The sequence below is a fragment of the Pseudonocardia sp. TMWB2A genome, from assembly GCF_017312135.1.
Genome location: NZ_QKQY01000002.1, coordinates 1158173 through 1176732, shown reverse-complemented (window position 1 = coordinate 1176732; position 18560 = coordinate 1158173). Strand labels below are relative to the sequence as shown.

General features: G+C 75.5%; 19 protein-coding genes. 13 read left to right on the top strand and 6 right to left on the bottom strand.

What is annotated here, in order from left to right; all coding sequences use genetic code 11:
• The first annotated feature begins 200 nt into the window (after window positions 1-200).
• The gene (locus tag DMP17_RS19920; RefSeq protein WP_226355607.1) at window positions 201-962 is read left to right on the top strand and encodes an IclR family transcriptional regulator; all 762 of its coding nucleotides are present in this window, start codon (window positions 201-203) and stop codon (window positions 960-962) included.
• Window positions 959-2476, top strand: a complete 1518-nt coding sequence (gene glpK, locus DMP17_RS19915; RefSeq protein WP_226355608.1) for a glycerol kinase GlpK — start codon at window positions 959-961, stop codon at window positions 2474-2476. Before DMP17_RS19920 ends, glpK begins: the two co-directional genes overlap by 4 nt.
• Window positions 2477-2479: 3 nt before the next feature.
• Here the strand turns inward: glpK and DMP17_RS19910 are convergent, their stop codons facing one another.
• Entirely contained in the window at window positions 2480-3007 is a 528-nt protein-coding gene (locus DMP17_RS19910; RefSeq protein ID WP_337830280.1) for a MarR family winged helix-turn-helix transcriptional regulator, read from the bottom strand.
• A 367-nt stretch (window positions 3008-3374) separates the two neighbouring features.
• On the opposite strand from DMP17_RS19910, the gene DMP17_RS19905 reads away from it, so the two are divergent.
• The 3 genes from DMP17_RS19905 to DMP17_RS19895 all read left to right on the top strand — a co-directional run bounded on the left by DMP17_RS19905 (window position 3375) and on the right by DMP17_RS19895 (window position 6729).
• Window positions 3375-4691: an SLC13 family permease gene (locus tag DMP17_RS19905; protein ID WP_337830279.1), complete on the top strand. Its 1317-nt coding sequence runs from the start codon at window positions 3375-3377 to the stop codon at window positions 4689-4691.
• A 23-nt stretch (window positions 4692-4714) separates the two neighbouring features.
• A complete protein-coding gene (locus DMP17_RS19900; protein ID WP_337830278.1) occupies window positions 4715-5614 on the top strand; it encodes an SCO6745 family protein in 900 nt (299 codons plus the stop codon).
• Between the two features lie 110 nt (window positions 5615-5724).
• The gene (locus tag DMP17_RS19895; protein ID WP_226355614.1) at window positions 5725-6729 is read left to right on the top strand and encodes a TerC family protein; all 1005 of its coding nucleotides are present in this window, start codon (window positions 5725-5727) and stop codon (window positions 6727-6729) included.
• A gap of 22 nt (window positions 6730-6751) precedes the next feature.
• Here DMP17_RS19895 and DMP17_RS19890 read toward each other — a convergent pair whose 3' ends face one another.
• Both DMP17_RS19890 and DMP17_RS19885 read right to left on the bottom strand, forming a co-directional pair.
• Entirely contained in the window at window positions 6752-7081 is a 330-nt protein-coding gene (locus DMP17_RS19890) for a putative quinol monooxygenase (protein ID WP_020623433.1), read from the bottom strand.
• Between the two features lie 49 nt (window positions 7082-7130).
• Complete coding sequence (locus DMP17_RS19885; RefSeq protein WP_337830277.1) at window positions 7131-8582, bottom strand: carboxylesterase/lipase family protein; 1452 nt, start codon at window positions 8580-8582, stop codon at window positions 7131-7133.
• 75 nt (window positions 8583-8657) lie between these two features.
• Between DMP17_RS19885 and DMP17_RS19880 the strand changes: the two genes are divergently transcribed.
• A complete protein-coding gene (locus DMP17_RS19880; protein ID WP_337830276.1) occupies window positions 8658-9635 on the top strand; it encodes a helix-turn-helix transcriptional regulator in 978 nt (325 codons plus the stop codon).
• A 9-nt stretch (window positions 9636-9644) separates the two neighbouring features.
• Here DMP17_RS19880 and DMP17_RS19875 read toward each other — a convergent pair whose 3' ends face one another.
• Genes DMP17_RS19875 through DMP17_RS19865 form a run of 3 tightly spaced genes read right to left on the bottom strand, consistent with a single transcriptional unit; the run spans window position 9645 to window position 12541 of the window.
• Window positions 9645-10625, bottom strand: coding sequence for an asparaginase (locus tag DMP17_RS19875; protein WP_337830275.1), 981 nt, complete (start codon window positions 10623-10625; stop codon window positions 9645-9647).
• Between the two features lie 32 nt (window positions 10626-10657).
• Entirely contained in the window at window positions 10658-11899 is a 1242-nt protein-coding gene (locus DMP17_RS19870; protein WP_226364787.1) for an FAD-dependent oxidoreductase, read from the bottom strand.
• A gap of 9 nt (window positions 11900-11908) precedes the next feature.
• Entirely contained in the window at window positions 11909-12541 is a 633-nt protein-coding gene (locus DMP17_RS19865; protein WP_226355619.1) for a class I SAM-dependent methyltransferase, read from the bottom strand.
• Between the two features lie 147 nt (window positions 12542-12688).
• Here DMP17_RS19865 and DMP17_RS19860 point away from each other — a divergent pair, with 147 nt between their 5' ends.
• From DMP17_RS19860 to DMP17_RS19830, 7 genes are all read left to right on the top strand, one after another.
• A complete protein-coding gene (locus DMP17_RS19860) occupies window positions 12689-13363 on the top strand; it encodes a GntR family transcriptional regulator (protein WP_226355620.1) in 675 nt (224 codons plus the stop codon).
• Complete coding sequence (locus tag DMP17_RS19855; RefSeq protein ID WP_337830274.1) at window positions 13360-14160, top strand: LamB/YcsF family protein; 801 nt, start codon at window positions 13360-13362, stop codon at window positions 14158-14160. The genes DMP17_RS19860 and DMP17_RS19855 overlap by 4 nt, the downstream gene beginning before the upstream one ends.
• On the top strand, window positions 14157-14792 hold the full coding sequence (locus DMP17_RS19850; protein WP_226355622.1) for a 5-oxoprolinase subunit B family protein: 636 nt from the start codon (window positions 14157-14159) through the stop codon (window positions 14790-14792). The genes DMP17_RS19855 and DMP17_RS19850 overlap by 4 nt, the downstream gene beginning before the upstream one ends.
• A complete protein-coding gene (locus DMP17_RS19845; protein WP_337830273.1) occupies window positions 14789-15730 on the top strand; it encodes a biotin-dependent carboxyltransferase family protein in 942 nt (313 codons plus the stop codon). Before DMP17_RS19850 ends, DMP17_RS19845 begins: the two co-directional genes overlap by 4 nt.
• An 11-nt stretch (window positions 15731-15741) precedes the next feature.
• On the top strand, window positions 15742-16215 hold the full coding sequence (locus DMP17_RS19840) for a VOC family protein (protein ID WP_226355624.1): 474 nt from the start codon (window positions 15742-15744) through the stop codon (window positions 16213-16215).
• A gap of 192 nt (window positions 16216-16407) precedes the next feature.
• A complete protein-coding gene (locus DMP17_RS19835; protein ID WP_337830272.1) occupies window positions 16408-17739 on the top strand; it encodes an MFS transporter in 1332 nt (443 codons plus the stop codon).
• Window positions 17736-18545, top strand: coding sequence for a D-glutamate cyclase family protein (locus tag DMP17_RS19830; protein WP_226355626.1), 810 nt, complete (start codon window positions 17736-17738; stop codon window positions 18543-18545). Before DMP17_RS19835 ends, DMP17_RS19830 begins: the two co-directional genes overlap by 4 nt.
• Window positions 18546-18560: the final 15 nt, after the last annotated feature.

Here is an 18560-nt window from a genome sequence, read left to right as displayed (position 1 = left end):
CGCGGTGTTCTCGGAGCTCGTCATCGAACCCCCTCCTGGTGAGTCCCCCTCACGGGACCGGGCGGCCCCGCCGTGTGACGTAGGACGCTAGGAGCGCGCGCGGTCGCGGGCAACGAGGATCGTTCGACGATGCCGAACGTTGCGGGTCGATCGGTCCATGATCCAGTCCGCGGAGCGTCCGGACGGCCTACGATCGCTGCGTGGCACGGGCGATCCAGTCGGTGGAGCGGGCGGCGGCGCTGCTGCGGCTGCTCGGCGGCGCGGGGCGCCCGCTGGCGCTGGCCGAGCTGGCGGCGGCCCTGGACCTGCCGCGCCCGACGGCGCACGGTCTGCTGCGCACCCTCCGCGAGGAGGGGCTGGTGGCGCAGGAGTCGTCGTCGGGCCGCTACCTGCTGGGCGAGGGGCTGGGGCGGCTGGGCACCCCGTGGGACCGGCACGACCTGCGCGCCCGGGCGATGAACTGGGCCGACGCGCTGGCGGCGGGCACCGGCTGCGCGGTGTACCTGGGCGTGCCGTCCGCCGACGGGGCCGGGGTCGACGTGGTGCACCACGTGTTCCGGCCCGACGACACGCCGCAGCGGCTGCGGACCAACACCACCCAGCCGTTACACGCGACGGCGTGGGGGCGGTGCCTGCTGGCGTTCGCGCCGGCGTCGGTGCGGGCGGTCGAGCCGCTGGAGACCTACACCCGGGCGACCGTGACCGACCCGGCGGCGCTGACCCGCGAGATCACCGCGATGCGGCGGCGCGGCTGGGCGGCCGACGCCGGCGGCTGGGAGCCGGGCGTCGGCGGGCTCGCGGTGCCGGTCCGCAGCGGGGGCGGGCTGACCGTCGCGGCGCTGGGGATCGGTGCCCCCGTCGAGGAGCTGTTCGCCGCGGACGGCCGCGCCCGCCCGGAGGCCGTCGTCGAGCTCGTCGCCGCGGCCGCCGAGATCGCCGACGGGCTGGAGGGACTGACGTGAGCGGCCTGTCGTCGGGGGAGCGGGTGGTCGCCGCGATCGACCAGGGGACGACGTCGACGCGCTGCCTGCTGTTCACCCGCTCGGGCCGGATGGTCGCGGTCGCCCAGCGCGAGCACCGGCAGCACTTCCCGAGCCCGGGCCGCGCCGAGCACGACGCGTCGGAGATCTGGCGGGCGGTGACCCGGGTGGTGCCCGCGGCACTGCGCCGGGCCGGGCTGGGGCCGGAGAACGTCGTCGCGCTCGGCATCGCCAACCAGCGCGAGACGACGGTCATCTGGAACCGGCGCACCGGGGTCCCCCTCGCGAGGGCGATCACCTGGCAGGACACCCGGACCACCGACATCGTCGCCGGTCTCGCCGCCGACACCGACGCCGCCCGCTGGGCCCGGGTCAGCGGGCTCGGCCCGGCGACGTACTTCGCGGGCCCGCGGCTGCAGTGGCTGCTCGACCACGTGCCGGGCGCGCGCGACGGCGCCGAACGCGGCGAGGTCCTGTTCGGGACGATGGAGTCCTGGCTGATCTGGAACCTCACCGGCGGCCCCGACGGCGGCGTGCACGTCACCGACGTCACCAACGCCAGCCGCACGATGCTGATGGACCTGCGCACGCTGGAGTGGTCCGACGCGCTGTGCTCGGCGCTGCGGGTGCCGCGGGGGATGCTGCCGACCATCGTGCCGAACGCCCGCGTCTACGGCCGGTGCTCCGGTCTGCTCGACGGGGTGCCGGTCGCCGGTGCCCTCGGCGACCAGCAGGCGGCGCTGGTGGGCCAGACCTGCTTCGCACCCGGCGAGGCGAAGTGCACTTACGGCACGGGCGCGTTCCTGCTGAAGAACACCGGCTCCCGCATCGCCGGCTCCGAGGCCGGCCTGATCCCGACCGTCGGCTACCTGTTCGGCGACCACCCGGTCTACGCGCTCGAGGGCTCCATCGCGATGACCGGCTCGCTGGTGCAGTGGTTCCGCGACGCGCTGGGCATGATCTCCACGGCGGCCCGGATCGAGACGCTCGCACTGACCGTCCCGGACAACGGCGGCTGCTACGTCGTCCCCGCCTTCTCCGGTCTCTACGCCCCGCACTGGTACCCCGACGCCCGCGGCGTGATCGTCGGCCTGACCTCCTACATCCATCGCGGCCACCTCGCCCGCGCGGTGCTGGAGGCGACCGCGTGGCAGACCCGCGAGGTGCTCGACGCGATGAACGCCGACTCCGGCCTGCCCGTCACCCGCCTGAAGGTCGACGGCGGCATGACCGCGAACCACCTGCTCATGCAGTGCGTCGCCGACGTCCTGGACCTCACGGTGGAACGCCCCCTCGGGTCGGAGGCGGTGTCGCTCGGCGCGGCCTACGCGGCCGGCCTGGCCGTCGGCTACTGGCCGGATCCGGAGGTGCTGCGCCGCAACTGGCACCGGGCGGCCGCCTGGGAGCCGACGATGGACCCCGGCCTGCGCCGCCGCGAGCACGACAACTGGAAGCGGGCGGTGCAGCGGAGCACGGGGTGGGCGCGCCCGGACTGAGGCTCACGCCCGCGGTGCGTCCAGGCGGGACCGCCGGATCCGCTCGTCCGCCCAGCGGTCGCGGTCACGCTGCACCCGGCGCAGACCGTGGTCGGCCGCCCGCCCCACGGCGACGAGCACCCCGTCCGCCGCCTCGGCCGACAGACCGTCGAGGAGGTGTCGGGTGTCGTGGTCGTGGAGGGCGCGGTGCAGCATCGTCCGTGCCTCCGGCGAGGCGGCGACGACCTGGCGTCGAGCGTCGTGCGGGTCCGGATCGCGGTGGACGAGATCACGCTCCTCGAGTCGCGCGAGGATCGCGGTGACGGCCGGTGCCCCGAGGCCGACGATCCCGGCGATCTCCGCCCCGCTGAGGGTCCGGTCCCGTACCAGCAGCTCGGCGACCACGAGGAGCTCGTTCAGGGTGAGGTCGAGGCGTGCTGCGACCACGCGGAGCCGGTAGAGCGCGGTCAGCTCCCAGCGGGGGAGGAGTGTCCCGAGCGCGACGACGCGGTCGACCTGGTCGGGGTCGAGGCCCCATGTCGGTGGAAACACTTCATGCGATGAACCATCTCGGGGAGTCCACTCCGGCTCGGTGGTGCCGTCCGGACAGCCGGAGTCGGAGTCGGGGCTCGAGCGGGGGTGGTGGCCGGAGAACCGTTCACGCCGTGAAGGGTTTCCGAAGAGGGAGTCCTCCATCGGAGGCGGGGGATCGGCGGTCACCGGGTCCACCTACCAGCTCGGCGGGCCGGACGGCCTGGAACGCGGCGCGATGCTTCACAGTCGCGATCGGCTGTCTGCGGTCGACCGGACGACGGAAAGTCGCGATGTGGTGGCTTGCTCACGATGTGGGCGATCTGTCACGGTGTCGACCGGCCCGGTCACCGCCGTCCGGGCCGGTCGACACCGAGGAGCGAGGCCGATGGGGCCCGAGATCATCGCGATCGCCGTGCTGGTGGTCATGTTCGTGATCGCCACGACGATGCCGGTCAACCTCGGCGCACTGGGGTTCCTCGCCGCGGCCGCGGTCGGGATCGGCGTGCTGGGGCTGAGCCTCGACGACGTCCTCGCGGGCTTCCCCGGAGACCTGTTCCTGCTGCTCGTCGGGCTGACCTACCTGTTCGCGCTGGCGACGGCCAACGGCACCGTCGACCTGCTGGTCCACTGGGCGATGCGGGCCGTCCGCGGACGATTGGTGCTCGCGCCGTTCGTGTTCTTCGCGATCTCCTGCGGGCTCTCGGCGCTCGGGGCGTTGTTCGCGGTCGCGATCGTCGCGCCGCTGGCGATGCCCTTCGCCCGGCGCTACGGCATCAACCTGCTGCTCATGGGCATGATGGTCGTGCACGGCGCGCTCGGCGGGGCGTTCTCGCCGATCACCGTCTACGGCGCGTTCGTGAACTCGACGATGGCGACCGTGGGCCTGCCCAGCGACCCGATCGCGCTGTTCCTGACCCCGCTCGTGGTCAACGTCGTGATCGCCGTCGGGATCTTCCTGGTGCTCGGCGGCCGGTCGCTCGTCGGGCGCACGGTCGACCCGGTCGAGGCACCGGGCGACGACGCCGCCCCCGCCGGGGACGCCGGGACCGGGACCGGGAGCGGCGCCGCGACCGGCACCGTGACCGAGGCCCCGGTCGTCGGCCGGGTCGGGCTGGAGCAGGGCATCACGCTGGCCGGCATCGCGCTCATGGCCGTCGGCTCGGCCGCGTTCGGCTGGGACGTCGGCGTCGTCGCGCTCGCCGTCGCGATCGTGCTGCGGCTAGCCGCCCCGCGCCGCCCGGACGTCGTCGGGAAGATCTCCTGGTCCACCGTCCTGCTGATCTGCGGTGTCGTCACCTACGTCGGCGTGCTCCTGGAGGCCGGCGCGGTCGACCTGGTCTCCTCGGGGATCAGCGGGATCGGCGCACCGCTGCTCGCGGCGCTGCTGCTCTGCTACGTCGGCGGCGTGCTCTCGGCGTTCGCGTCCTCGGTGGCGATCCTCGGTGTCGCGATCCCGCTGGCCCTGCCGTTCCTGCAGCAGGGCGAGGTGTCCGCGGTCGGGATGGTGGCGGCGCTCGCGGTGGCCGCGACCGTCGTCGACGTCAGCCCGTTCTCCACGAACGGGGCGCTGGTGCTCGCCAACGCGCCCGCCGACGTCGACCGGGACCGCTTCTACCGGCAGATGCTCGCCTACGCCGGCGTCGTCGTGCTGGTCGGTCCGCTGCTGGCCTGGGCACTGCTCGTGCTGCCCGGCATCCTCTGACCCGCCCGACTAGCGTCGCGGCCATGAACGACGCCGCCGTGGCCGCCGGGCGCCTCGCCCGCGGGCTGGAACCGCTGCACTCCCAGGTCTACTTCGCCCCCGAGGGCGAACCGGCCTACACCGCCGCCGGGCTGGAGCCGGGTCGGATGAGCTACTTCGCCCCGCGGGCCGCACCGATGGGCGCGGTCGGAGCCTCGGTGGTCACCGCGACGTTCTACAACTTCTCCCCGCGCCTGGTCGCGAGGTCGGTCCCGCGGGCCTGGGAGCTGGTGTCCGCACCGGATCTGCTCGACGTGCGGTTCGCCGTCGCCGACGCCTCGCTGCGCCGCACCCTGGGCGACGACGCCGTCGCCTCGCCCGAGATGGCCGAGGCCGCCGGGCTGGCCCGGACCGCGGCCGGGGCCGTCACCCCCGACGGGCGCCCGCTCGCCGCCGGCCACCTCGACGTGCCCTGGCCGACCGCGCCGCACCTGGTCCTCTGGCACGCGCTGTCGATCCTGCGCGAGCACCGCGGCGACGGGCACATCGCGCTGCTGGTCGAGGCCGGGCTGTCCGGGCTGGAGGCGCTGGTCACCGCGACCGCGACGGGCACCGGGTTCACCGTGGCCTTCGCCCGCGGCAGCCGCGGCTGGTCGGCCGCCGAGTGGAACGCCGCCGTCGCCGGACTCGCGGACCGCGGCCTGCTGCAGCCGGCCGACACGGCCGGGGACGACGCCGTCGAACCGGTCCTGACCGAGGAGGGCACGGCGCTGCGCAAGCGGATCGAGAACGACACCCACCGTCTCGGTGCCGCCCCGTGGTCCGCGCTCGGCGCCGACGGGGCCACGCGGCTCGGCGAGCTCGGCGGGGCGTTCGTCCGGACGGCCCTGGCGAACGGGGCGTTCCCCGCCGAGGGGGTCTTCGCGGCGCGTCCGAAGGGCTGATCACGGCCCGCGCCCGGCCCCAGGACGGGCGCGGTGTCCTGACTGCCCGATATGGTGCGCTCCGCAACCGACCGCCGTGGTCGGTGCGGTGACCTGCAGGAGGACCCCCGGTGCTCGAGATCAGCGGTCTCGAATGGGCCGTCACGATCGGCGTGATCATCGCGCTGCTCGCGTTCGACCTCGTCCTGGGCTGGCTGCGGCCGCACCGGGTGGGATTCAAGGAGGCCACCGCCTGGTCGGTGTTCTACATCCTGGTCGCGATCGCGTTCGGACTGGTGTTCGCGACGATCCACGGCTGGGACTTCGGAACCCAGTACTTCACGGGCTACATCGTCGAGAAGAGCCTGTCGGTCGACAACCTGTTCGTCTTCGTCGTGATCATGACGACGTTCGCGGTGCCGGAGGAGCACCAGCACAAGGTGCTGACCTTCGGCATCGTGCTCGCCCTGATCATGCGCGCGATCTTCATCGCGGTCGGGGCGACGCTGCTGAACCTGTTCTCGTTCATGTTCCTGGTCTTCGGTCTGCTGCTCCTGTGGACCGCCGTGCAGCTCTACCGGCACAAGGACGAGGACCCCGACATCGAGGACAACATGGTCGTGAGGGGCGCGCGCAGGCTCTTCCCGGTCACCGAGGAGTACGACGGCGGGAAGCTGTTCACCCGGGACAACGGCCGCCGGGTCGCGACCCCGATGTTCATCGTGCTGGTCTCGATCGGCGGCATCGACCTGCTGTTCGCCCTCGACTCGATCCCCGCGGTGTTCGGCGTGACCCAGGAGGCGTTCATCGTCTTCACCGCCAACGCCTTCGCGCTGCTCGGCCTGCGGGCGCTGTTCTTCCTGGTCAAGGGCCTGCTGGACCGGCTGGTCTACCTGTCGGCCGGGCTCGCGGTCATCCTCGCGTTCATCGGCGTGAAGCTGATCCTGCACTGGCTCCACGTCGACATCTCGCCGGCCGTGCCCGAGATCCCGACCATGGTCAGCCTGGTCGTGATCCTGGGGATCCTCGCGGTCGTCACCGTCGCCAGCCTCGTCAAGACCAAGGGCGACCCGTCGATGACCGCCCACGCCGGGTCGCTGCGCGCCCGCAAGGAGCGCTCCGAGCAGCGCGACTGAGCCGGCCCGGCCGGCCCGGCGCTCAGCCGGGCAGGCCGGCCAGGCCGGGCCCGCCGAGCGGGGTGACCTCGATGTAGTCCGGCGGGGCGGTGAGCAGCGCCAGCACGTCGCCCAGGCCGCTCTCGCCGATGTCGCGGCTCAGCGCCGCCTCCGACGACGCGGCGTCGGACCACATCTCGGTGACCCAGACGACGTCGGGCTCGTCGGGGGTGGCGTTCACGACGTAGGCGAGGCAGCCGGGCTGGGCGGCCATGTCGTCGGCGACGCGGAGCAGCGCGCCCGCCAGCTCGGTCCCCTGTCCCTCCAGGGCCACCATCCGCACGTACCGGCCGACCCGCTCGCTCGTGTCCACGGCGGCGACCGTAGACGGCCCCTCCCGGCGCCCCGGGGTCGGGGCGGGCTCAGCCCGCGGGCTCGTCGGCGTCGCCGGGGCCGTCGAAGCGGCGGTGCACCGGTGCGGCCGGGTCCCAGGTGGACCATCCGGGGTCCCCGGTGGCCGCGAACCGCAGCCACGTCGCGCGCATCCGCTCCGACAGCTCCGCCGACGGGTGGTGCCCGGCGAGCCCGGACGGGCCGGACGCGGAGTCCAGCGTCCCGAACACGTAGGGCAGCTCGGTCGCGTGTGCCGCGCCGAGCCGGCCGTCGCAGGCGTCGGAGCGGTGCGCGAACAGGTAGCCGAACCGGCGTCCGGTGTGCGCGTCGAGCAGCCGCCGTGTCGGTCCGGCGAACACCAGCTCGGTCATGGCGCGGGCGTAGCGCTCGCCGGGGGTGCCGCCGCCGGGCAGCGTCACCTGCGGTGCGACGGCGGCGAGCGCGCCCCGTGCCTGGTCCTCGGTGAGCGCGTCGAGCACCCCGGTCGGGACGAGGTAGAGGTTCATCTCCTCGGCGTTGCTCCCGGCGAGCAGGTCGACGCCGGCCGACGCCCCGGCGCGCAGCGCGGCGAGCGGGTCGGCGGGCAGCAGGTCGTCGCCGAGGACCGGGAGGAACCCGGCCAGGCCGAAGCCGGGGTCGCCGCCGTCGGGCTCGCGCAGGTCGCCGCGGCGGCCGGGCAGGTCCACCCGGGCCTGTGCGGCCATGACGTCGTCGACCGGGACGGACCGGAAGGCATCCGCCGTGGGCGCGACGCCGAGCTCGGCGGCCAGCACCGCGGCCAGCGGGGCCGCCCGCTCCGGCGCGGACCGGCACATCTCGGCGCCCCCGGACTGCACCACCGCGCGGCGGAACAGCCCGGCCGAGCGCGGCGAGGCCAGCAGCAGGCCGATGCTCATCGCCCCCGCCGACTCGCCGACCACGGTGACCAGGTCCGGGTCCCCGCCGAAGGCGGCCGCGTTGTCGCGCACCCACTCCAGCGCCGCCAGCTGGTCGCGGAGCCCGACGTTCGTCGCGCCGCCCCCGAGCGGCAGGAACCCCTCCGCACCGAGCCGGTAGTTCGCCGCGACCAGCACGGCGCCGCCCGCCGCGAGCACGGCCCCGTCGTAGGCGGGGGCCGAGGACTCACCCGCGACGAACGCGCCGCCGTGCAGGAACACCAGCACCGGCAGCCCGCCCGCGCCGGGGTCGGGGGTCCACACGTCGACGGTCAGGAAGTCCTCGCCGGGCCGCCGCCCGGTGCCGATCACCGGGCTCATGTCCAGGCCGCCCGCGATCATGCGCGGCGGCTGCGGGGCGTTCGGGCCGGGCGGGCCCGAGGCGTCGCGGACCCCCTCCCACACCGGGGCGGCGGCCGGGGCTGCGTAGCGCAGCGGGCCCACCGGCGGTGCCGCGTAGGGCACGGACCGGAACCGGACGACGTCGCCGGTGCGGACGCCGCGCACCGGTCCGGAGGTGGTGCCGACGATCTCCTCGGATGCCATGGTTCCGGTCTACTCCGATCCGCCCGCCGCCATCCAGGACAGGATCCGACCGGAATCGGCGGCACACTGGTCGTCGTGATGGGGACATCGGCGCGGCTGCTGCGCCTGCTCGGGCTGCTGCAGGTGCCGCGCGACTGGACGGGGCCCGCCCTGGCCGAGCGCCTCGACGTCGACGTGCGCACCGTCCGCCGCGACGTCGACAAGCTCCGCACCCTCGGCTACCCGGTCCACTCCACACCCGGGGTGACCGGCGGCTACCGGCTCGGCGCCGGGGCCGCGCTGCCACCCCTGCTGCTCGACGACGACGAGGCCGTCGCCGTCGCGGTCGGGCTCCGGACCGCCGCGGGCGGGTCGGTCTCGGGCATCGAGGAGACCTCGGTCCGTGCCCTGGCCAAGCTGGAGCAGGTCCTGCCGAACCGGCTGCGCCGCCGCGTCGCCGCGCTGGGCACCGCGACGTCCACACTCGCCGCGCGCGGCCCGACCGTCGACGCGGACGTGCTGTCCGCGCTGGCCGCCGCCTGCCGCGACCACGAGGTCCTGCGGTTCGACTACATCGCGGGGGACGGGACCGAGACCCGCCGGGTCGCCGAGCCCGAGGGGCTCGTGCACACCGGGCGCCGCTGGTACCTCGTCGCCTGGGACACCGGCCGCGACGACCGCCGCACCTTCCGGGTGGACCGGATGCGGCCCAAGCTGCCCGCGGGGCCGCGCTTCGCCCCGCGCCCGGAACCGGAGGGCGGGCTCGCCGCGTTCGCCCAGCGCGGGATCTCCTCGGGTGCCTACCCGCACCGGGCGCGGATCGTGTTCCACGCCCCGGCGGAGCGGATCGCCGAGCACGTCACCCCGGCGTCGGGGATCGTGACCGACCTCGGCGGGGACCGCTGCGAGCTCACGGCCGGGGCCTGGACCCTGGAGTCGCTGGCGGTGTGGCTGTGCTTCTTCGGCGTCGACTTCGAGGTGGTCGAGCCGGTCGAGCTGGTGGAGCACCTCGACGCGGTCGCCGCCCGCCTCGGGCGGGCCGCAGACCACGCGCGCGCGAACGGCGGCGGCTGACCGGGCCGCTCAGAGCAGGGCGCGGACCGCGCCCACGGGCGTGCCGTGGCCGAGCACGTCGGTGCGGGTCGCGGCGGTGAGCGCGTCGGATCCGGCGCCGAGGGACTCCAACACGGCGCGTGCGACGACCGGCAGCGGTCGCGGCGACCCGTCCAGCACGGTGACGGCGAACGCCCGCCCGTCGGGCAGTGCGGCCGCGAGCACACCCTCGGCGCCGTCCTTGGTGACCAGGCCCGGCACCGCGCCCGCCAGCCGGGTCACCGGCCGGTCCGTGCCGCCGACCCACCACGGGTGCGCGCGGACCGCGGCCGCGACCCGCCCCTCGGCGGTGTCCGGGGCGGCCGTCGCCAGCGTCGCGAAGGCCCGGGCCAGCCCGGCCGGTGTGGTGCCGAACAGCGGCGCGCCGCAGCCGTCGACGGTGGTGACGCCGACCGGCACCCCGGTCAGCTCGGCGACGGTCTCCCGGACCAGCCGCTGCAGCGGGTGCGCGGGGTCGCGGTAGCCGGCCGTCGGCCACCCCGCGGCCACGCAGGCGGCGAGCATCGCGGCGTGCTTGCCCGAGCAGTTCTGCAGCACCGGCGACGGTCCCGTCCCCGCCGCGCGGACGGCCGCCGCGGCCGCCGGCCCCAGCGGCAGGTCCGGGGTGTTGTCCAGGTCGGACCCGTCGAGCCCGGCACCGGTGAGGATGCGCCGCACGCCGTCGACGTGGCCGGGCTCGCCGGAGTGCGAGGCACAGGCCAGCGCGAGCAGCTCGCCGTCGAGGTCCAGCCCGGCCCGCAGCATCGCCACCGCCTGCACCGGCTTGAGCGCCGAGCGCGGCAGGAACGCCACGTCCGGGTCGCCGGAGCCGGTCACGGTGCCGCCGGGGTGGTGCACCGCGACGGTGCCCAGGTGCACCGACTCCACGGTGCCCTCCCGCTCGACGACGGCCAGCGGCACGGCGGCGGCCAGGACGGGCGGGACGGGTGGGACGGGGCCGGGCGTGCTCATGCGGCCGACGCTACGTCCGCCGCGGCGGGCGCTCAGGCGGGGACCGGGGCCAGACCCAGCTCCCGTGCCAGCTCCGGCGTCGGGTGCACCGGGACGGGACCGTAGGCGTTGCCCCGGGCCGAGCGCCGCCGCACGGCGGGCAGGCGCATCAGCAGCCGGACGAACGCGGGCGGGGCGATGGTGCGGCCGCGCTCGCGGGCCCGTGCGACGCCCCGCTCGATGCGGACCTGCCGGCTCTGCACGGACACGATCGCGGGCTCCCGCTCGGCCTGGACCGCGGCGAGCGTCGCGGTGCCGACCGTGCCCGCCCGCAGCGCGGGGACCAGGTGGTTCGCCGCGGCGAGCGCGTCCTGCAGGGCCATCAGGATCCCGTTGCCGCCGACGGGGGAGATGACGTGCGCGGCGTCGCCGATCAGCAGCAGGCCGGGCCGGTGCCAGGTCGGCACCCGGGAGATGTCGACCGACAGCAGTGTGGCGTCGTTCAGGTCGGTGAGCAGCCCGACCCGGTCGGCCAGCCACGGCACGAGCCCGGCGACCTCGCGGCGCACGTGCTCCACCCCGGCCTCGCGCAGCGCCGGGTAGCCGCCCTTGGGCAGCGACAGGCCGACCTGCCAGCGCTCCTCGCCGCCGAGCAGCCCGACGTAGCTGCGGGTGCCGAGGAACAGGTCGACGGCGGCGTCGGGCGGGTCGTCGTCGTGGCGGGGCAGCGCGAACCACAGCAGGTCGGTGGTGGCTCCTTGGGATTCCGCGGTCAGCCCGGCGAGGGTGCGCAGGCGGGAGAACCGGCCGTCGGCGGCGACGACCAGCCCGGCGTCGATCCGCTCCCCGGACCGCAGGGTCACCCCGCGGACGGGGTCGTCGTCGGTGCCCGCGCCGAGCAGGCCGTTCACCGCGGCGCCGGTGCGCAGCTCGAAGGTCGGCAGGGTCGCCGCCTCGGCGGCGAGGAAGTCGAGGAACCGGGCCTGCGGCATGAGCGCGACGTAGTCGTAGGGGGTGTCGAGCAGGCCGTAGTCGGTGGTGGTGACCGTCCCGCGACCGGTGCGGAAACGGAACCGCCGGGCCGGGACGTGCGGCTGCTCCAGCAGGCGTCCGGCGAGCCCGAGCCGGTCGAACAGCTCGAGCGTCCACGGGTGCAGGGAGTCGCCGCGGAAGTCGCGGTCGAAGTCCCGGTGGCGTTCGAGCAGTGTCACCGGCAGGCCCGCCCGGGCCAGCAGGTAGGCGAGCAGCATGCCGCCGGGGCCACCGCCCGCGACGATCGTCCGTTCCGCGGTCACCCGGCCATGTTAGCTCGCCGAACGAGTGTCTCGCTCGTCGAGAGAGTTGAACTGGGGGAGCGGTCGGCGGCACAGGAAGGTGCGGGCGGGCGGCGGGTTGCGCCACTCGGTCGCGGTCTCCACGACCTCGTCGAAGTGGGTGTCGAGCAGGTCGCGCAGCACCCGCACCCGGTTCGGCAGCGCCATCCAGGTGATGATCATGCTCATCACCCCGCCCGGGACCAGCCGGCGCGCGATCGTGCCCATGACCTGCAGGCGCAGGGTCTGCGGGAACACCGCCCACGGCAGGGTCGAGACGAACGCGTCGACCTCGGTGATGCCGGCCTCGTCGAGGATCCGGTCCAGGTCGGCGACGTCGCCCTGCACGACCTCCAGCCACGGCTTGTGCCGGCGCAGGTGCGCGACCAGCTCGGAGTCGATCTCGATCGCGAGGTAGCGCGCGTGCGGTCCGAGCCGCTCACGGATCGGCTCGGCGAGCACCCCTGGTCCGGCGCCGAGCTCGACGACGACGCCGTTCGTCCCGCGCGGGACGACGGCGGCGAGCTGGCGGCACAGCCGCCGTCCGGTGAGGAACGGGGTCGCGAGCTGGTCCATCTTCGAGAACGAGCGTTTGAGGAAGACGGCGTGGTCGGGTCGGCCCATGCGGTACATCGTGGCCGTTCGCGCGGTCCCGGTCATGTCCGGGCGATCCGGGTCACCCGGCGACGGGCGTGTGTCGGTCGGTGTCGTTCCTGTAAAGCGATCGCCGAGGGGCTTCCGTACACGCTGTATCCACCGTATACAGAGCACATGGCACCGGATGACGCGCTGGTCGACGCCCTGCGTCGCGCAATCGTGGAAGGCGTGTACCCGCCCGGCCACCGGCTGGTGCAGGAGGAGCTGGCGGACCGCTACGGCGTCAGCCGCATCCCGCTGCGGGAGGCGCTGCGCACCCTGGTCGGCGAGGGCCTGCTGCGCAGCGAGGCCGGCCGCGGCACCTTCGTCACCGAGCTGGACCTGGCCGAGATCGACGAGATCTACGACCTGCGGCGCATGGTCGAGCCGAGCTTCGCCCCGCACGTCGCGGACCGGGTGTCCCGGCGCGACGTCGCGCGGTTCGACGGCATGGCCGGCGACATGGACCAGGTCGCCCGGACCGGTGCCGCCGAGTGGTCCCGCACCAACCTGGCCTTCCACCTCGACATGTACCGGCTCGCCCGGCTGCCGCTGCGCTACGAGCTGATCTCCCAGCTCTACCACCGCCTGGAGCCCTACTCCCGGTTCTACGTGCACGGCACCGGCGCCTACGACCGCGTGCAGGACGAGCACCGGGGCATGGTCCAGGCACTGGCCGACGGCGACGCCGACGAGCTCGGCCGTCTCGTGCTGGCCCACATCGACGGCGGCCAGGAGGGCCTGCACGCGGCCTGGTCGGCCGACCGCGGCGAGCTCTCCGCGTTCTGGGCGGCACGGGAGGCGAGGTGAGCACCGCGATCGCGCTCAACACCGACGTCGGCGAGAGCTTCGGCGCGTGGGTCCACGACGACCGCCCGCTGCTCGACGTCGTCGACGCGGCCAACGTCGCCTGCGGCTTCCACGCCGGCGACCCCGACGTCATGCGCCGCACCTGCGACGACTGCGCGCGCCGCGGCGTCGCGGTCGGTGCGCACGTGTCCTACCGCGACCTCGCCGGGTTCGGCCGCCGCTTCGTCGACGTCGCCCGGGACTCCCTGGTGAACGACATCGTCTACCAGATCGGTGCCCTGACGGCGTTCGCCGCGGCCGCGGGGACCCGCGTCGGGTACGTGAAGGCGCACGGCGCGCTCTACCACGCCAGCGGCACGCACCCGGCCCACGCCGACGCGCTCGTCGAGGCCGTCCGGCTGGTCGACGCGGGCCTGCCGCTGGTGTGCCTGCCCGGGACCGAGGTGTGGGAGCGGGCCCGCGCGGCCGGGCTGAGCCCGCGGGCCGAGGCGTTCCTCGATCGCGGCTACACCGCCGCCGGCGGTCTGGTGCCCCGCGGGCAGCCCGGCGACCTGGTGCGCGACCCGGCCGAGGCCGCCGCCCGGGCCGTCTCGATCGCCCGCGACGGCCGGGTCACCGCCGTCGACGGGACGGTCGTGTCCGTACGCCCGGCGGGCGGCGCGGTCGCCGCGCTGTGCGTGCACGGCGACACCCCCGGCGCCGACGCCCTGGCGCGGGCCGCGCGGGCCGCGCTCACCGCCGCCGGGTTCGGCTGCGGCCCGGAGCCGCTGGCCCCCGTCACCGGGGCCCTCCGGTGACCGCGCCCGCGGTGCACCGCGCGGGCGACCGGGCGTGGATCGTGGACTGTCCCCCCGGGACCGTCCGCCAGGTCGCCGACGGCGCCGCGGCCGACGGGTGGGACGCCTGGGTGACCGACGTCGTCCCGGCCGCGTGCACCGTGCTGGTCGTCGCCCGCCCCGGTGCCCGGATGGCGGCGCTGCGCCGCCACCTGCGCGCCCTCGCCGGGAGCACCCCGCGGGGCCGGGGGACACCCGTCCCGGGGCCCCGCACGGTCGAGGTCCCCGTCCGCTATGACGGCCCCGACCTGCCCGCCGTCGCCGAGCGGCTCGGGACGACCCCGGAGCTCGTCGCCCGGCGGCACGCCGCCGCCGAGCACCACGTCGGCTTCTTCGGGTTCGCGCCGGGCTTCGCCTATCTCGACGGGCTCCCCGACGCGCTGCGCCTGCCGCGGCTGTCCACGCCCCGGCCCCGGGTCGCAGCCGGGGTGGTCGCGATCGCCGGGAACCAGACCGTCGTCTACCCGGGTGGGACGCCCGGTGGCTGGCACCGGATCGGCACCACCACGGCCGTCCTCTGGGACGTCGACGCGACCCCGCCCAACCGGCTGGCGCTCGGCGACCGCGTCCGGTTCGTGGAGGTGCCCGCATGACCACGCTGCTCGACCCGCCCGCCCGCGCCGCGCGACCCGCCGGCCCGTCCGCCGTCGGGGCCCGGCTGCGGGTGCTCGAGGTCCGGCCGGGCTGCAGCGTGCAGGACCCCGGCCGGCCCGGGCTCGCCCACCTCGGGGTCACGGCCTCCGGGCCGGTCGACCGGGCCGCGTTCGCCACCGCGAACCGGCTCGTCGGGAACCCGCCGGAGGAGGCGGCCATCGAGGTCACCCTGGGCGGCCTGGCGGTCGTGCTGGACACGCCGCGCTGGGTCGCGGTCACCGGCGCCCCGGTCCCGGTCACCCTCGACGGCCGGCCGGTCGCCGACCCCCGGTGCCTGCGGGTCCCGGCCGGTGCCGAGCTGCGGCTCGGTACCCCGCGACACGGTCTGCGCAGCTACCTCGCCGTCGGCGGCGGGGTGCGCCCCGCACCGGTGCTCGGCTCGCGGGCCCGGGACTCGCTGACCGGCCTCGGCCCGCCCGTCGTCGGCCCCGGGGCCGACCTGCCGCTCGGCCCGGCGCCGGGCGAGCCGCCCGCCGTCCCCGTCGAGCTGGTCGTGCCCCGGCTCCCCGGCCCCGGCACCCGGGTCCGGTTCCACTGGGGCCCTCGCGACGCGGTCCTCGGCCCGGCGGACCGGTCCCTGCTCCGGCGCGCCGCGTGGCGGGTCTCCGGGCACTGCGACCGGGTCGGCATCCGGCTCACCGGCGCCACCCTCGCGGTCGGCGACCGCTCGCTGCCCAGCGAGGGTGTGCCGCTCGGCGCCATCCAGGTCCCGCCCTCGGGCGAGCCCATCCTGTTCCTCGCCGACCACCCCGTGACCGGCGGCTACCCGGTGGTCGGCGTCGTCGCCGACGCCGACATCGACCTCCTCGGCCAGCTCCGGCCCGGGGACCCCCTGCGTCTGGACGCCATCGTGTCCGGGCGCGACACCGAAGGATGAGAGGTACCCCTGTGTCCGCACCGACCACGGAAACCCCCGCGATCGTCACGTCCGTCCGCCCGCCGTTCCACCTGGCGATCCCGGTGGACGACATCGAGGCGGCCCGGGAGTTCTACGGCACGCTGCTCGGCTTCGGCCGCGGCCGTTCCGCCGAGCGCTGGACGGACTGGAACGTCGCCGGGCACCAGGTCGTCACCCACCAGGTCGGCGAGCCGTCGGACACCCCGCGCGCCGGTGTGGCCGGGACCAACCCCGTCGACGGCCACGACGTGCCGGTCCCGCACTTCGGCCTGGTCCTGAGCGTCCCGGAGTTCCGCGCGCTGGCCGAGCGGCTCACCGCCGCGGGCACCGACTTCGTCATCGAGCCCTACGTGCGGTTCGAGGGCGAGCCGGGGGAGCAGTGGACGATGTTCTTCCTCGACCCCGCGGGCAACGCGCTGGAGTTCAAGGCCTTCGCCGACCTGGAGCAGCTCTTCGCCGTCTGACGGCGGGGAGGTCCCCGTACGGTCGCGGCCCGTCCCCCGGACGGTCCGCGGCCGGGTCATCGGCGGGATGCCGCCCACCGATGACCCGCTGTGCCGCCGGTGTCGCCGTCTCGCGCGCGCCGGGTTCGTCCGCCCACCACACCGCGATCACGCCTGCCCGCTCCCGCGGGCGTTCCTCACCGGGAGACCACCATGACCCTATCAAGCGACGCCCCCACCGGGCGGTCCGGCGGAACGGCGCCCGTCGCCCCGCCGAGCCCGGCCCGGTCCCGCCGCGCGGCGCTCGCCGCCGCGTCCGGGACCGCCGTCGAGTACTACGAGTTCGGGGTCTACGGCTACCTCGCCGTCGTCATCGGGCCGCTGTTCTTCCCCAGCGCCGACCCGGTCGCGTCCCTGCTGTCGACGCTGGCGGTGTTCGGCAGCGCGTTCCTGATGCGCCCGCTCGGCGGCATCGTCCTCGGCCAGCTCGGGGACCGCCTCGGCCGCAAGCCCGTCCTGGTGTTCACGATCACCGGGATGGGCACCGCGACGGCGCTGGTCGGGCTCCTGCCGACCGCGGCCACCGCGGGTCTGCTCGCCCCGGCGCTGCTGGTCCTCGCCCGGCTCGCGCAGGGCTTCTTCGCCGGTGGCGAGGTGACCGGGTCGGCCACCTACCTCGCGGAGTCCTCCCCGGCCGGCCGTCGCGGCTTCTTCGGGTCCTTCACCCCGGTCGGGGTCGCGCTCGGTGGCGGCACCGCCGCGCTGGTCGCCGGCATCACCTCGACCGTCCTCACCACCGAGCAGCTGTCGGCGTTCGGCTGGCGGATCCCGTTCCTGCTCGCGCTGCCGCTGGTCGTGCTGACGCTCATCGCCCGGCACCGGCTGGAGGACTCCGAGGAGTTCGAGCAGAGCCGCGCCTCCGGTGAGCTGCCCAAGGCCCCGGTGCGGGAGGTGTTCACCCACCACCGCCGCGCGCTGGTGACCGTGCTGCTGCTGGCCACCGGGTCGAACGCCGGCTACTGGATCGGCCTGATCTTCATGAACATCTACCTCACCTCGGAGCTGGGCTACCCGAAGTCGAGCACGTTCTGGCTGATGGCCGCGATCGGGCTGTTCGTGGCCTGCCTGATGCCGATCGCCGGCGCGCTGTCCGACCGCTACGGCCGCAAGAAGCTCATCGTCGTCGGCTTCCTCGGCTACTCGGTGCTCGTCCTGCCGACGATGGCGCTGATGGGCACCGGCGACTTCACCCTCGCCGTCGTCGGCATGTTCCTGCTGGCCCTGCCCATGCCGGTCGTCCAGGCCGTCACCTACCCGACCTACGCCGAGCAGTTCCCGACCCGGGTCCGCTACACCGGCCTGTCCCTGGCCTTCAACGGCGGGACGATCATCGGCGGCGGTCTCACGCCGTTCCTCGCGACCTGGCTCACGTCGGTCACCGGCGACCCCCTCGCTCCGGGCTACCTGCTGATGGTCGCGACGGTCGTCGCGCTGCTGACCCTGCTCACCGTCCGCGAGACCGCCCGCCGGGAGCTGGCCCGGTGACCGCCGCGACGACGGCGCCCACCACCCCGGCCGAGCTGCGGGCACTGGCCGCCGCCGGGCGCTGGACCGGGCCCACCGCGGGCCTGTTCGGCGGGTACCAGCAGGCCAACCTGGTGGTCGTCCCGCAGGCGGCGGCGTACGACTTCCTGCTGTTCTGCGTGCGGAACCCGACGCCGTGCCCGCTGCTCGGCGTCGGCGACACCGGCGACCCGGTCGTCACCGTCGGGGACACCCGGGTCGACGTCCGCACCGACTTCCCGCGCTACCGGACCTGGCACCACGGCGTCGACGACGGCGGGCCGACCGACCTGCGCGACCGGTGGCGTGAGGACTCGGTGGCGTTCCTGCTCGGGTGCAGCCACACCTTCGAGGAGCCCCTGGAGCGGGCCGGTGTCCCGGTGCGGCGCAACCCGGAGTCCGCGGCGCCCGCGGTCTACGTCACGACGCGGCCCACCGTCCCCGCGGGCCGCGTCCACGGGCCGCTCGTGGTGAGCATGCGCGCGGTGCCCGCCGCACTGGTCGACCGGGCCCGGGAGGTCACGGCGCGCTACCCGACCGGGCACGGTGCGCCCGTGCACGTCGGCGACCCCGCCGCGCTGGGCATCGCCGACCTCGCGGCACCGGACTTCGGCCCGGCGCCGGTGGTCGAGGACGGCGACGTCCCGGTCTTCTGGGGCTGCGGCGTCACCCCGCAGCTGGCGCTGCCCGGCAGCGGCGCCGAGTACGTGTTCACCCACGCGGCCGGGCACATGGTGGTGCTGGACCACTCGGTCGACGCGGCCGCGACCGCCGGCCCGCGGGGGTGACGCCGCCGTCCCCCG